This window comes from Metabacillus malikii, from assembly GCF_030813355.1.
Classification (GTDB): Bacteria; Bacillota; Bacilli; order Bacillales; family Bacillaceae; genus Metabacillus; species Metabacillus malikii.
In genome coordinates this window covers 1-14671 of sequence record NZ_JAUSUD010000018.1, presented here as the reverse complement: position 1 = coordinate 14671, position 14671 = coordinate 1, and the positions used below count along the sequence as shown (strand labels likewise).

The 14671-nt window shown below is 38.7% G+C and carries 15 protein-coding genes; all 15 read left to right on the top strand.

Annotated features, from left to right (window positions below):
• The first annotated feature begins 9 nt into the window (after nt 1-9).
• Entirely contained in the window at nt 10-2223 is a 2214-nt protein-coding gene (locus tag J2S19_RS15930; RefSeq protein WP_307344152.1) for a S8 family serine peptidase, read from the top strand.
• A 222-nt stretch (nt 2224-2445) separates the two neighbouring features.
• A complete protein-coding gene (locus tag J2S19_RS15925) occupies nt 2446-2667 on the top strand; it encodes an AtpZ/AtpI family protein (protein WP_307344151.1) in 222 nt (73 codons plus the stop codon).
• A 7-nt stretch (nt 2668-2674) separates the two neighbouring features.
• A complete protein-coding gene (locus tag J2S19_RS15920; RefSeq protein WP_307344150.1) occupies nt 2675-3040 on the top strand; it encodes an ATP synthase subunit I in 366 nt (121 codons plus the stop codon).
• Nucleotides 3041-3062: 22 nt separating this feature from the next.
• Nucleotides 3063-3797, top strand: a complete 735-nt coding sequence (atpB, locus tag J2S19_RS15915; RefSeq protein WP_307344149.1) for a F0F1 ATP synthase subunit A — start codon at nt 3063-3065, stop codon at nt 3795-3797.
• A gap of 43 nt (nt 3798-3840) precedes the next feature.
• Nucleotides 3841-4053, top strand: a complete 213-nt coding sequence (atpE, locus tag J2S19_RS15910; RefSeq protein ID WP_072578182.1) for a F0F1 ATP synthase subunit C — start codon at nt 3841-3843, stop codon at nt 4051-4053.
• A gap of 217 nt (nt 4054-4270) precedes the next feature.
• Complete coding sequence (gene atpF, locus J2S19_RS15905; protein ID WP_307344148.1) at nt 4271-4789, top strand: F0F1 ATP synthase subunit B; 519 nt, start codon at nt 4271-4273, stop codon at nt 4787-4789.
• Nucleotides 4786-5331, top strand: a complete 546-nt coding sequence (locus J2S19_RS15900) for a F0F1 ATP synthase subunit delta (RefSeq protein WP_307344146.1) — start codon at nt 4786-4788, stop codon at nt 5329-5331. Before atpF ends, J2S19_RS15900 begins: the two co-directional genes overlap by 4 nt.
• 15 nt (nt 5332-5346) lie before the next feature.
• The gene (atpA, locus tag J2S19_RS15895; RefSeq protein ID WP_307344144.1) at nt 5347-6855 is read left to right on the top strand and encodes a F0F1 ATP synthase subunit alpha; all 1509 of its coding nucleotides are present in this window, start codon (nt 5347-5349) and stop codon (nt 6853-6855) included.
• An 85-nt stretch (nt 6856-6940) separates the two neighbouring features.
• Nucleotides 6941-7801: a F0F1 ATP synthase subunit gamma gene (locus tag J2S19_RS15890; protein WP_307344142.1), complete on the top strand. Its 861-nt coding sequence runs from the start codon at nt 6941-6943 to the stop codon at nt 7799-7801.
• Between the two features lie 92 nt (nt 7802-7893).
• Nucleotides 7894-9312, top strand: coding sequence for a F0F1 ATP synthase subunit beta (gene atpD, locus J2S19_RS15885; RefSeq protein WP_307344140.1), 1419 nt, complete (start codon nt 7894-7896; stop codon nt 9310-9312).
• Between the two features lie 25 nt (nt 9313-9337).
• A complete protein-coding gene (locus J2S19_RS15880) occupies nt 9338-9733 on the top strand; it encodes a F0F1 ATP synthase subunit epsilon (RefSeq protein ID WP_307344138.1) in 396 nt (131 codons plus the stop codon).
• 471 nt (nt 9734-10204) lie between these two features.
• A complete protein-coding gene (locus tag J2S19_RS15875) occupies nt 10205-10435 on the top strand; it encodes a DUF1146 family protein (protein ID WP_307344136.1) in 231 nt (76 codons plus the stop codon).
• A 276-nt stretch (nt 10436-10711) separates the two neighbouring features.
• A complete protein-coding gene (locus tag J2S19_RS15870; RefSeq protein WP_307344133.1) occupies nt 10712-11440 on the top strand; it encodes a YwmB family TATA-box binding protein in 729 nt (242 codons plus the stop codon).
• A gap of 32 nt (nt 11441-11472) precedes the next feature.
• Entirely contained in the window at nt 11473-12774 is a 1302-nt protein-coding gene (murA, locus tag J2S19_RS15865) for a UDP-N-acetylglucosamine 1-carboxyvinyltransferase (RefSeq protein WP_307344131.1), read from the top strand.
• Nucleotides 12775-13102: 328 nt separating this feature from the next.
• Nucleotides 13103-14116, top strand: coding sequence for a stage II sporulation protein D (spoIID, locus tag J2S19_RS15860; protein ID WP_307344219.1), 1014 nt, complete (start codon nt 13103-13105; stop codon nt 14114-14116).
• Nucleotides 14117-14671 lie beyond the last annotated feature (555 nt).

The following is a 14671-nucleotide window of genomic DNA, read 5'->3' as shown; positions in this document are numbered from 1 at the left end:
GTGGAATAAATGAGAAAAATAATCTTAATAATCAGCATGATAAGCACTCTAATCCTCTTCGCAACAAATGTACACGCCATAACCTATCCAAATCGACCCCCATTACAAGAAGAGTCCGATGGGACAACACTTAAAAAGGTCATCGTCATCATAAACGAACAAAACGAAGCTGACTTTCAAGCTCAGTTAAAAAAACACCCTAATATAAAAATTCGCCAAAAATTTAAACATGTTTTTCGTGGCTACTCGATTGAAGGTCCACATAACGAAATTGAACAAATGACAAACAACCGCGCTGTGCTGCAGTCAAGTGAGGTTGCCACCTATTCTGCTCATATTACTGAAAGTGTACCATTTATCGGTGGAGATGAAGTGAGAGGCTTATTCGACCGTGATAATCATCGCTTAACGGGTAAAGGAGTCAAAGTTGCAGTCATTGATACGGGCATTGATTACAACCATCCAGATTTGTCGCGAAGTTACCATGGTGGTTATGACCTCGTTGACAATGATGATGATCCGATGGAAACCGGTGGTGGTGATACTGTACATGGTACGCACGTAGCTGGAATAATTGCGGCAAATGGAAAGCTGAGAGGTGTTGCGCCAGAGGCAGAAATTATCGCATACCGGGCGCTAGGTCCAAGTGGCATGGGCACTTCAGAGCAGGTTATTGCTGCGATTGATAAGGCGATAGAAGCGAAGGTAGATATCATTAACCTCTCTTTGGGCAATACGATAAATGGTCCAGATTGGCCAACAAGTATTGCACTTAATCGTGCCGTTGAAGCAGGGATTGTTGCGGTTACCTCAAGTGGGAATTCAGGTCCGAATGTTTGGACGGTCGGCTCTCCAGGAACATCAGCAAAGGCAATATCAGTAGGGGCATCCTCACCTCCGTTAGAAATGCCCTATCTTGATATCCCGGGACTTGACGAGCTTGTGCCTATGAACACACTGCAAGGTGCAGCAGCTTGGAATTTAAAAGGATTAAATCAGGTTACCTTTAAAAATATAGGTGAAGAAACAGATTTCAAAAAGTCGGTTAAAAACCAAATCGTTTTAGTAGACAGAGGGAAGATATCTTTTACAGAAAAGGTAGTGAACGCGAAAAAGGCGGGGGCAAAAGCTGTAATTATTGCAAACAATGTGACAGGTAATTTTTCCGGTGCGTTAGAAATTGAACTAGATATTCCAGTTGTTTCAATCTCAAAACAAGCAGGTGAGCGACTGAAAGCGAACCTTGCTAAAAATCCAAAAATCCGCACGGTGTATAAAAAAGAAGAAGACGTACTTGCACCGTTTAGTTCAAGAGGGCCTGTTACAAATACATGGGAGATAAAGCCGGATTTAGTTGCTCCAGGAGTAGCGATAACAAGTACAGCACCGAACGGGTACTTAGCTTTACACGGCACAAGCATGGCGGCACCACATGTAGCCGGGGCATGTGCACTAATTAAACAAGCGCACCCAGATTGGAATCCGCAACAAATAAAAGCTGCACTAATGAATACGACAAAACAACTGAGAAACAAAAATCAACAACCACTAAAGCCAACTGAACAAGGGACAGGGCGTTTGGATATAAAAGCAGCTATAAATGCGGAGGTACTCATTTATCCAGGTTCACTTACGTTTGGGCAGTATAAAACGACATCTCAGCGCACGAAAAAAACGGAAAAAGTTACACTAGAGAATATGACTGATTATCCACAACGCATCTCAATTAAAATGCCGAAAGCTGAAAAGGGCATTCAATGGCATTTACCATCATCAATAACACTTCAACCAAAGGAAAAAAAGCATGTTGAAATATCATTAGATATAACACCTAGTGTTATAGAAGCAGGAATTCACGAACAATGGCTAGAGGTAGAAACATCAAAAAGATCGATCCGACTTCCTTATATATATGTCGTTGATGAACCTGATTATCCGAGATTAATGGGCTTTGATTTTGTACAGGGTGATAACGAGGACTCATATAAGTATCAAGCATATTTGCCAGGTGGTGCGGATGAATTCGGTATTGCAGTATATGACCCTGACACACTGGCGTTTATTTGTTTCCTCGACCAGCGAAAGAATGTAAACCGCGGGTTAATCGAAAGGGAGATAAAATTAAATAAGAAATTGAAAAAGCAGTTGTATAAGGTTGTAGTTTTTGCTAAAAAAGAGGAGAAAGAAGACCATATGGAAATGAATATTTTACTTAGTGAATAATTCAGGTAAATTAGTAAGTCAATAGAAAAAAAGACAAAATTGTGAACGATTTGTGAGAATATGACAAGATTGTGAATTTTTTAACTTTAACAGATTGACACGAACTATATGCTATTGTATGCTAAACGAGGGTATTGTGATAAGGTTTTCAATATCACGAAAATGCCCTCTGAAAAACCCCTCTAACCATTATAAATCAGCAAGTAGCGAGGATTTATATGAATGAGACAAAAACAACGATTTCCCATTAAAGGATTAGCAATAAAGTCAGCAATTTTATCACAATTAGTAGGTTGTATATTAATTGGAACATTCGGTGGAATGTGGATAGATAGCTACTTTAAGACAAAACCGGTGTTTTTGATCGTTGGCCTTCTGCTTGGACTAGCCACCGGCGTTTACGCTATAATTAAATTAGTCTACCACTATTTCTCAGGAGAATAAACAATTCATGTCTGATATGCATCTGATGTTTCACAGGTATCGTAAATACATATTTTATTTACTGGCTCTCTACGTTGTAGGTTGGGGCTTTACGGAATATCAGTCTGTATTCCTAGGTTTAATTCTTGGGACGAGCATAAGTTTATATAATTTGTGGGCAATGGTAAGGAAACATAGACTATTTGACAAGGCGTTGCAGGAAGGTAAAAAAGTATCTCTAGGAACTGCGTCTAGAATGGCAGCTGCAGTTGTTGCTGTGTTCTTTTCATTAAAGTTTCCAGAATATTTTCATTTAATTAGTGTGGTTATTGGATTAATGACGATGTATGTTGTCATTATGATAGATTTTTTCATTCAACATTCACGTACATAGCTTGGAAGAGAGGTGAATCTATTTGGATCACGGAGCTCCTGTGAAAGAGTTTTTAGGTTTAACTTTTAATTTATCAAATGTTTTAATGATAACGGTAGCAAGTGTTATCGTCTTCATTCTAGCAATTGCGGGAACTAGAAATCTACAAATGTATCCAACAGGAATGCAAAACTTCATTGAATGGATAGTGGATTTCGTTAAAGGCATTATCGGCAGTACGATGGATTGGCAAACAGGTGGCCGTTTTATTACGCTAGGTATGACCTTATTAATGTATGTTTTTATATCAAATATGTTAGGTTTACCATTTGCCGTTGTTGTTGATCACGATTTATGGTGGAAATCACCAACTGCTGACCCAGCTATCACTCTGACTCTAGCAGTCATGGTTGTAGCACTCACACATTACTATGGAATTAAAATGAAGGGCTTTAAACAGTATGGAAAAGAATTCTTTAAACCAATGAAATTTATGTTCCCACTGAAAATCATTGAAGAATTCTCAAACACACTAACGCTCGGTCTTCGTCTCTATGGTAATATATATGCAGGTGAAATTCTTTTAACACTACTTGCTGGACTAGCTGTAGGAGGCTATGAATCAAGTATCTTTACAGGTGTGTTAGGAACAGTCGTAGCGGCTGTACCGATGATGATTTGGCAAGCATTTAGTATTTTTATTGGTTCTATCCAAGCATTCGTATTTACGATGTTAACAATGGTTTATATGGCACACAAGGTGAGTCAAGACCATTAATTATAAATAAACAAGTAATTTATACTCAAGGAGGAATTATATAATGGGAGCTTTAGCTGCTGCAATTGCAATTGGACTAGCTGCATTAGGTGCAGGTTTAGGTAATGGTATGATCGTTTCAAGAACTGTAGAAGGTATCGCGCGTCAACCAGAAGCGAAAAATGACCTTCAAACAACGATGTTTATCGGGGTTGCGTTAGTAGAGGCGATTCCAATCATCGCTGCTGTTATTGCATTTATCGTAATGTTCCAATAATTTTTATCTTAAATAAAACTGGTTCATAGTGGCGAAGTCGTCTCAAGTGAGAACCTTCGCCTTTGCTTTATGTCTATATGAAACTACAAATGTTTAAAATTACTGTGTAAATGAATATAATAGGCTCTTATTATAGCCAATTAATAAATCGTTACAAATTTAGTAAGGCAAATATCATAACCCATCGTGGAACTCTTGAAGGGAGTGAAACCGAGCTATGTTAAAAGTTGATCTTGCACTAGGCGCTGCTGCAGGCCTAAATACGGGCGATATCGTATTCCAACTTGTCATGTTCTTAATCCTTCTTGCACTACTTAGTAAGTATGCGTTTGGGCCAGTATTAGGCATGATGAAAAAGCGTGAAGACCATATCGCAAACGAAATTTCAAGCTCAGAAGAAAGAAATAAACAAGCACAAAAACTAATCGAAGAGCAAACTGAGCTATTAAAAGAAGCTCGTAAAGAAGCTCAAGCTTTAGTTGAAAATGCGAAAAAGCTTGGTGAACAGCAAAAAGAAGAAATTATCCAAGCAGCTCGTTCTGAGGCTAATCGTTTAAAAGATGGTGCTTTAAAAGAAATCGAAACACAGAAAGACCAAGCTGTTGCTGCATTACGTGAGCAAGTTGCATCTCTATCTGTACTGATTGCTTCTAAAGTCATTGAAAAAGAATTAAATGAACAAGAACAAGAAAAATTGATTAACGACTACATCAATGAGGTAGGCGAAGGTCGATGAGTAAGGAATTAATTGCAAAACGGTATGCGGTTGCATTGTTTCAACTAGCACAAGAACAAAACCAAGTAGATAAAATTGAAAGTGATTTATTAGTTGTAAAGGAAGTATTCGCAGCTAATAAAGAACTTTTTAATGTATTCAATCATCCAAAGGTGAGTGCTGACACGAAGAAGTCAATCTTAAAAGATTCATTTTCAGCTCTATCTGAACAAGTTGTTAATACATTATATCTTTTAGTTGACCGTCATCGCATTGCGAATATAAATGAGATTGTTTCATATTTTGTTGAAATCGCAAATGAAGCACGTGGCACCGAGGATGCAATTGTATATTCAGTTCGTCCGTTAACAGACGTTGAATTGTCAGCAATTTCAACATCTTTTGCTAAGAAGATTGGCAAAGTTTCTTTACGCCTGCAAAACATTGTTGATAAAAACCTGTTAGGCGGCGTTAAATTAAGAATCGGTAATCGTATATATGATGGTAGCATAAGCGGTAAGCTTGAACGTATCGAGCGACAATTAGTCGCAAATAGATTGTAGATAGGGGTGAAACTCATGAGCATCAAAGCTGAAGAGATTAGTGCGCTTATAAAGAAGCAAATTGAAAACTATCAGTCAGAAATAAAAGTTAGCGACGTTGGTACGGTTATCCAAGTTGGGGACGGTATCGCTCGTGCTCATGGCCTCGACAATGTCATGGCTGGAGAGCTTTTGGAATTCTCAAACGGCGTTATGGGTATGGCTCAGAACCTAGAGGAAAATAACGTTGGTATTATTATCTTAGGGCCTTTCACTGATATTCGTGAAGGTGATGAGGTTCGCCGTACAGGACGTATCATGGAGGTTCCTGTAGGTGAAGCGTTAATTGGACGTGTAGTAAACTCATTAGGACAACCTGTTGATGGACTTGGTCCAATCGAAACAACAAAAACAAGACCGATTGAAAGTCCAGCACCTGGTGTTATGGATCGTAAATCTGTTCATGAGCCACTTCAAACAGGTATTAAAGCGATCGATGCGCTTGTACCAATTGGACGTGGACAACGTGAGTTAATTATCGGTGACCGTCAAACAGGTAAAACATCTGTAGCAATTGATACAATCTTGAACCAAAAAGATCAAGATATGGTATGTATCTATGTTGCAATCGGTCAAAAAGAATCAACGGTTCGTGGTGTTGTTGAAACATTACGTAAGCATGGTGCATTAGATTACACAATCGTTGTAACAGCTTCTGCATCACAACCAGCTCCATTATTATACTTAGCTCCATATGCTGGTGTAACAATGGGTGAGGAATTTATGTACAATGGCAAGCACGTTCTTGTTGTATATGATGACCTTTCAAAACAAGCTGCTGCATACCGTGAGCTTTCTTTATTACTTCGTCGTCCTCCAGGTCGTGAAGCATACCCTGGTGACGTTTTCTACTTGCATTCTCGTTTATTAGAGCGTGCAGCTAAATTAAGTGATGCTAAAGGTGCAGGTTCACTTACAGCATTACCATTCATTGAAACACAAGCTGGTGACGTATCTGCGTATATCCCAACAAACGTTATCTCAATCACTGATGGACAAATCTTCCTTCAGTCAGACCTGTTCTTCTCTGGTGTACGTCCAGCGATTAACGCAGGTTTATCTGTATCACGTGTTGGTGGTTCTGCGCAAATTAAAGCGATGAAAAAAGTTGCAGGTACATTACGTCTTGACCTTGCATCATATCGTGAGCTTGAGTCATTTGCTCAATTCGGTTCTGACCTTGATAAAGCAACACAAGCAAAATTAAATCGTGGTGCACGTACTGTTGAAGTACTAAAACAAGGTTTAAATAAACCACTAAAAGTTGAAAAACAAGTAACGATTCTTTATGCATTAACAAAAGGATTCTTAGACGATATCCCAGTAGCAGATATCACACGTTTTGAAGATGAATTCAATGCATACTTAGACCAAAATCATGCGTCTCTTCTTGAAGGAATTCGCACAACTGGTAATCTTCCGAAAGATGAAGATATGGTTGCGGCAATCGAAGGCTTCAAAAAGACATTCGCTGCTTCTGAATAAAATTTGTAATGAAAACGGTAGGGTCTGCCTCCCTAGTGGGGTCTGACCCTTGTTAGATGATTTTAATTAAAGGTGGTGAGAACCTTTGGCATCATTACGTGATATAAAGTCTAGAATTACATCAACGAAAAAGACTAGTCAGATTACGAAAGCGATGGAAATGGTTTCTGCAGCTAAGTTAAACCGTGCAGAAAACAATGCAAAAGCTTTTGTACCTTACATGGAGAAAATACAAGAGGTTGTTGCAAGCATTGCTAGCGGAAGTACTGATATTAGTCATCCAATGCTAGAAAGCAGAACGGTAAAGCGTACCGGCTATTTAGTTATTACGTCAGACCGTGGTCTAGCAGGAGCATTTAACAGTAGTGTTCTTCGTGCCGCATATCAAGCCATTCAAAAACGCCATAAATCAAACGATGAGTTTGTCATTATTGCGATTGGAAGAATGGGTCGTGATTTCTTCAAAAAACGTGGAATGAACGTTATATCTGAAATTATTGGTGTCGGCGATGAAACTAACTTTGCTACAATTAAAGATATTGCAAGTGGTGCAGTAAATATGTACTCAGATGAAACATTCGATGAGTTATACCTATATTACAACCACTTCGTTAGTGCAATTCAACAAGATGTAACCGAGAAAAAGCTTCTTCCGTTATCTGATTTATCTTCTGCAGGCAAAAAGCATACATCGTATGAATTCGAGCCTAATCAGGAGGAAATTCTTGAAGTGTTGCTTCCACAGTATGCTGAAAGTCTCATCTATGGAGCGTTGCTTGACAGTAAAGCTTCGGAACATGCGGCTCGTATGACTGCAATGAAGAATGCAACAGATAATGCAAAAGAACTTATTAATGGTCTTACATTAACATATAACCGTGCTCGTCAAGCTGCGATCACTCAAGAGATTACCGAAATCGTTGGTGGAGCTGCTGCGCTCGAGTAGAAATAATTATCATATCAGGCGTCAATCGCTTTAGGCTCTTTGCCATTTAGCAGGCGTCTTGCGCTTTTTCTTATAAGATAGGAGGGAAAACGATGAATAAAGGACGCATTACCCAAATTATGGGTCCGGTAGTTGACGTTAAGTTCGAAAGTGGTCAATTGCCTGACATTTATAATGCCCTTACAATCAAAACTGAAGGTAGTGAAACAGAAGTTGCTGTTGATCTTACTTTAGAAGTTGCCTTACATTTAGGTGATGATACAGTTCGTACTGTTGCGATGTCTTCTACAGATGGACTTGTTCGTGGTTTAGAAGTAACGGATACAGGAGCTCCAATTTCTGTACCAGTTGGTGATGTTACTCTTGGACGTGTATTCAACGTTCTAGGTGATAACATTGACTTAGATGAGCCAATTGCTGCGGATGCTCGTCGTGATCCGATTCACAGAGAAGCACCGAAGTTTGATCAGCTTTCAACAGAAGTTGAAATTCTTGAAACTGGAATCAAAGTTGTTGACTTACTTGCTCCTTACATTAAGGGTGGTAAAATCGGTCTCTTCGGTGGTGCCGGTGTAGGTAAAACGGTATTAATTCAGGAGTTAATTAACAACATCGCACAGGAGCACGGTGGTATTTCTGTATTCGCAGGTGTTGGTGAGCGTACTCGTGAAGGAAATGACCTTTACCATGAAATGACTGATTCAGGAGTTATTAAGAAAACAGCAATGGTATTCGGACAAATGAATGAGCCGCCTGGAGCACGTATGCGTGTTGCGTTAACTGGGTTGACAATGGCTGAATATTTCCGTGATGCACAAGGACAGGACGTACTTTTCTTCATGGATAACATTTTCCGATTCACACAAGCAGGTTCTGAGGTATCAGCCCTACTTGGCCGTATGCCATCTGCCGTTGGTTACCAACCAACATTAGCAACAGAGATGGGTCAATTACAAGAACGTATTACGTCAACAAACGTAGGTTCTGTTACATCTATCCAAGCAATTTACGTTCCAGCCGATGACTACACGGATCCGGCTCCGGCAACAACATTCGCTCACTTAGATGCAACAACGAACTTAGAGCGTAAATTATCTGAGATGGGTATTTACCCTGCGGTGGATCCGCTTGCTTCAACTTCTCGTGCGTTGTCACCTGAAATCGTTGGAGATGAGCACTATGAGGTAGCACGTAACGTTCAACAAACATTACAACGTTACCGTGAACTTCAAGATATCATTGCAATCTTAGGTATGGACGAGCTTTCTGATGAAGATAAGCAAACTGTTGCTCGTGCTCGTCGTATTCAGTTCTTCTTATCTCAAAACTTCCACGTTGCTGAGCAATTCACAGGTCAACCGGGATCATATGTACCTGTAAAAGAAACAGTTCGTGGCTTTAAAGAGATTCTTGAAGGCAAATATGACCACCTTCCTGAAGATGCGTTCCGTTTAGTTGGACGTATTGAAGAAGTGGTTGAGAATGCTAAGAAAATGGGTGTAGAAGCCTAATTTTGGGACCTAGGAGGGTATGAGTATGAAGACAGTATTAGTCAATGTCGTTACTCCCGATGGCCCAGTTTACGATGCAGACGTAGAAATGGTGAGTGTAAAAGCTCAAAGTGGTGAGCTTGGTATTTTACCAGGTCATATTCCTATGGTTGCCCCATTAGAAATTGGCGCAGTTCGCTTAAAACAAGGGAGTAGCACAGAGCTTGTTGCCGTTAGTGGCGGATTTATTGAAGTACGCCCTGACAAGGTAACAATCTTAGCTCAAACTGCTGAAAAAGCTGAGAACATCGATGTACACCGTGCAGCTGAAGCAAAAAGACGTGCTGAAGAACGTCTAACTCATAAATCAGATGAAATCGATTTTAAACGTGCTGAATTAGCACTTCGTCGTGCAATCAATCGTTTAAATGTAACGAAATAATATAAAGAAAAGGATAATATTTGAGAATATGGTCTCTTATATTATCCTTTTTTACTTCAAGTAATTTATCTCCGACTGATCGAATCCATTATATACACAATTCCGTCACAATTTTATACTAAATAATGACATGACATACGTTGACACATAGTAAAATAGAAGAGCTAGGTCAACATGTAAAAGTTTCTTAAAGAAACTGTAAAAAAGTACTGTATTTCGTAAAAATTTTGATAAATTAAAAAATCAATCATGATAAGGTAAAAAATTTATATACTATTCAAGGGTATATACCAAATCGTTTCATTATCAATAATTTTTAGGTAAATTTGTACTTGTTTTTTTTTATAAATATTGTATGATTTATCTTGTTTTGAATCTTTCAAAAATGGCATTTTTGATGTAGAAATAGCCAAAATCAAAACTTCAAAATTAAAGCAATAGTAGAAGCAGTGTTTGATGGAGGGATGAATCATGCCCGATTATAGCCACCTTGCCTTAATTAGTATGATTGTAAATCTTGCCTTTATAATCATAACCTGGTGGGCTTTACAAGCATTAAATATCGAAAAATGGATAAAAGCGGGCAAAGTAATACAAGCAAGAGTACTTTTAATCCTTTTAACAATAGCAATTGGTTCGTTAGTTAGTAACTTTTTCCTTGATTACTTACTATGGTCACAACAGCTGCCATTATTATTCTAATGGTGCTGTATTGTTATGGTTTTGTTTAGTAGATGCTTGTCATGGTTAAAAGTCTACATACTCAAAGTGCTCAATGTTTAACGTACACTGAATGGGTTGATTGAACAAAAGCAGTACTAGACTTTTTCAGGTTACAAGGTAATACAAACTCGTTATTGAATCCAAAATATAATGACAAACGAAACAAAAGATTAATGTCTTATTATGACGACTATTTCCACGTATGCCACTTTCTATTCTGGTAACAATGTTACTAAGGAGAGGAAGTGACCGTATATGAAAAAGAGAGAAATAGCAGTATTTGCTTTATCAATTATTTTATTATTAACAATCGCTGTCAATCATATTGGTGCAACTGGTAACGATACGAAGATTTTGCAACTTATTGAAGGCATGCAAAAGCAGAATATAAAAATTAATGAATGGTCGTTATATACAAAGAGTAATGTCGAGAAAAAAACAGCAGAAGAAATGAAACTATTTGCCGATCAATATCGTCATTATAATTGGACGTTTGAGGAAGGCGATGACTTTGATAAGGCAGTTGGAGTTTATCAAAATAAAGAACATAAAATAACTGAGAAGTTACAAATAATTTCGACCCACAAAAATCAGATAGAAGATACGTATATCCTTTATGAGGTAAATGGTGTAGGTATGCGCTCAAACATGGCTGAAATGAATGAATATTTTCAAAATCAAGCTTTCGACATATTTCGTGAATATCCCACAACTTTTGCTTGTGTGAACGGAACGGTTGATGATATGATGAAAGTTGGTTTGCATGAAATAAATGAAGAATTATTAAAACAATTTGATGCCCATGCAATAGAGAGACTTGAGGAAGACGAATTCCTCTCAATATCAGCAAAAACAACGATGTGGGAAGATTTTATACCAGCTTTAAATGACGAAATGAACTTACAAATTGCCTTAAGAACTGACGGATTGGGCGATAGTACTACGGTTGTAATAGGAACACCAATCATAACGTCTGAATATTAATATAGAGAAATTGGGACGCGGAGGGGAATACTTTGGAAAAAATCATCGTCCGCGGCGGTCGTAAGTTAAACGGCACTGTTAAAGTAGAGGGAGCAAAAAATGCCGTTTTACCCGTTATCGCTGCATCTTTGTTAGCTAGTGAAGAAAAAAGTATCATCAGTGATGTACCTACGCTCTCCGATGTGTATACAATTAATGAAGTGTTGCGTCATCTTGGCGCAGATGTCCATTTTGAACATAATCAAGTAATTGTAGATGCATCAAAAGAGCTATCAACAGAAGCACCATTTGAATATGTACGAAAGATGCGTGCCTCAGTCCTCGTTATGGGTGCCCTATTGGCTCGTAATGGTCGTGCACGTGTAGCATTACCAGGCGGTTGTGCAATCGGTTCAAGACCGATCGATCAACACCTTAAAGGATTTGAAGCAATGGGAGCTTCAATTAAAGTCGGAAATGGCTTTATTGAGGCAGAGGTTAACGGAAGACTAAAGGGAGCGAAGATTTATTTAGATTTCCCAAGTGTTGGCGCAACAGAAAACATCATTATGGCTGCAGCACTCGCTGAAGGTACGACTGTCATCGAGAATGTTGCAAAAGAACCTGAAATCGTTGACTTAGCAAATTATATCAATGCAATGGGTGGAAAAATCCGTGGCGCTGGTACTGGAACAATCCGTATTGAGGGTGTAGATGCTCTCAAAGGTGCATATCACACGATTATCCCTGATCGCATTGAAGCAGGAACTTTCATGGTTGCAGCAGCAATTACAGGTGGTAACGTCCTTGTAAAAGGTGCTGTCCCTGAACATTTGACATCACTTGTAGCGAAAATGGAAGAAATGGGTGTAACCATCATTGAAGAAAAAGATGGACTTCGTGTAATTGGCCCAGAAAAATTGAAATCCGTAGACATTAAAACAATGCCACATCCTGGTTTTCCTACAGATATGCAATCACAAATGATGGCATTACTTCTACAAGCAGATGGCACAAGTATGATTACGGAAACAGTATTTGAAAACCGTTTTATGCATGTAGAAGAATTCCGTCGTATGAATGGCGATATTAAAATCGAAGGACGTTCAGTTATTATTAATGGACCAGTCGGCTTACAAGGTGCAGAAGTAGCTGCTACAGATTTACGTGCAGGCGCAGCACTTATTCTTGCAGGACTTTGTGCAGAAGGGCATACACGCGTAACCGAACTGAAACACCTTGACAGAGGATATGTAAACTTCCACGAAAAACTCGCAGGCATCGGTGCTGACATAGAGCGAGTAAAAGAAGAAGTCATCGTAAAAACAGACCAGCAAGCAGCTGTATCTGATTAATGAGATAATGCCTTTTATAAAGGAAGCAGGTAGTCGAACGTGGCAATCTGCTTCTTTTATTTTGCCTACATGAACACGACCTTAATATATTGTCTATAAATATAAAGATTTATACATATTCGGTAATTATTTTCCAAGTACATTTATTCTTTAAAAAAATCACACCTAACCTGTTTTAGTAATTCATATCAATTTTATGAATAGTTGCCTAAGTGTAAATTTGAAACATGCACGAATAAACAGTCATAATAGCTTGTCCAAGCCCATAAGATGAATTATAAACGTTCTACTCACCCTAAATCTTATTGGAGGCTACTACATGAAACAAATGAGACCAGTTCTTTTTGCACTAGGTGGTTTATTCATTATCATACTACTAATCCCAACACTATTAGTTACGCCGTTTATGGACCAGTCCAAAGGTAAATTAGGTGAAGACTTAAAGGTTGCCAAAAAAGAAGAAATTCCTGTTTTAGCTGAATCCCCTGTTGCCGTACCGGTATACAGAACACAAGCAAATAAAACAGAAACGATACCGTTAGAGGAATATGTAATCGGAGTAGTCGCTTCTGAAATGCCAGCAGAATTCGAGCATGAAGCATTGAAAGCACAAGCACTAGCAGCGAGAACATATATTACAAAAAAGCTAGTAAACAACGATTCAATGGGAACTCCAGAAGGCTCTAACTCCTTAGTAACAGATACACAAGCACATCAAGTATATAAAAGTAAGGAAGAGCTCCAGGAAATTTGGGGAAATGACTACTCATGGAAAATAAAGAAAATCACAGAGGCAGTTGCAGCAACACAAGGAAAAATCCTTACATATGAAAGCAAACCAATCGACGCGTTATTTTTCTCAACTAGTAACGGCTATACAGAAAACTCTGAAGCATATTGGCAAGGCAAAATCCCATATTTACGAAGTGTCGAAAGCACATGGGATGAAAAGTCACCAAAATTCCATGACCAAAAAGTAATTTCCATTAACGAATTTGAGAAAAAACTAGGTGTGAAAATCAACAAATCAATCGGAACAATTAAAGAATTAACGCCAGGTAAACGCGTCGCAAAAGTTGAAGTAGGCGGCAAAGAATTTACCGGAAGAGAAATTAGAGAAAAACTAGAACTGAAATCATCTGATTTTACATGGGAAATCAAAGGCAACTCAGTCGTCATTGAAACAAAAGGCTTCGGCCACGGCGTCGGCATGAGCCAATATGGCGCAAACTTCATGGCTGAATCAGGAAAATCTTACACAGACATCATCTCACACTACTACCAAAACACAGAAATCGCCACAGCAGAACCATTCCTATCAAAATATACCGCAACTAAATAAGGTAGAGGTCAGCTAACCTGAGGTGGGGTGGCTGGCTTTTTTTGTTTGGTTTTGAATAGGTTATCAAGGTGAATGTATGATGAGGTGGGAGAAGTTCTTTGTAAAAGTAGTGAAGACTAAAATGCAGGTCGAGCAGCAAAGAAAAGTCCTTCATAAAAGCGATGAAGCCCAAAATACAGGGTGAGCAGCAAAGAAAAGTCCTTCATAAATGCGATGAAGCCCAAAATGCAGGTCGAGCAGTAAAGAAAAGTCCTTCATAAAGGTGATGAAGACCAAAATGAAAATATGAGGAGAAAGAAATGTTCTTCATAAAAGTGATGAAGCCCAAAATGCAGGGTGAGCAGCAAAGAAAAGTCCTTCATAAATGCGATGAAGCCCAAAATGCAGGTCGAGCAGTAAAGAAAAGTCCTTCATAAAGGTGATGAAGACCAAAATGAAAATATGAGGAGAAAGAAATGTTCTTCATAAAAGTGATGAAGCCCAAAATGCAGGGTGAGCAGCAAAGAAAAGTCCTTCATAAATGCGATGAAGCCCAAAATGCAGGTCGAGCAGTAA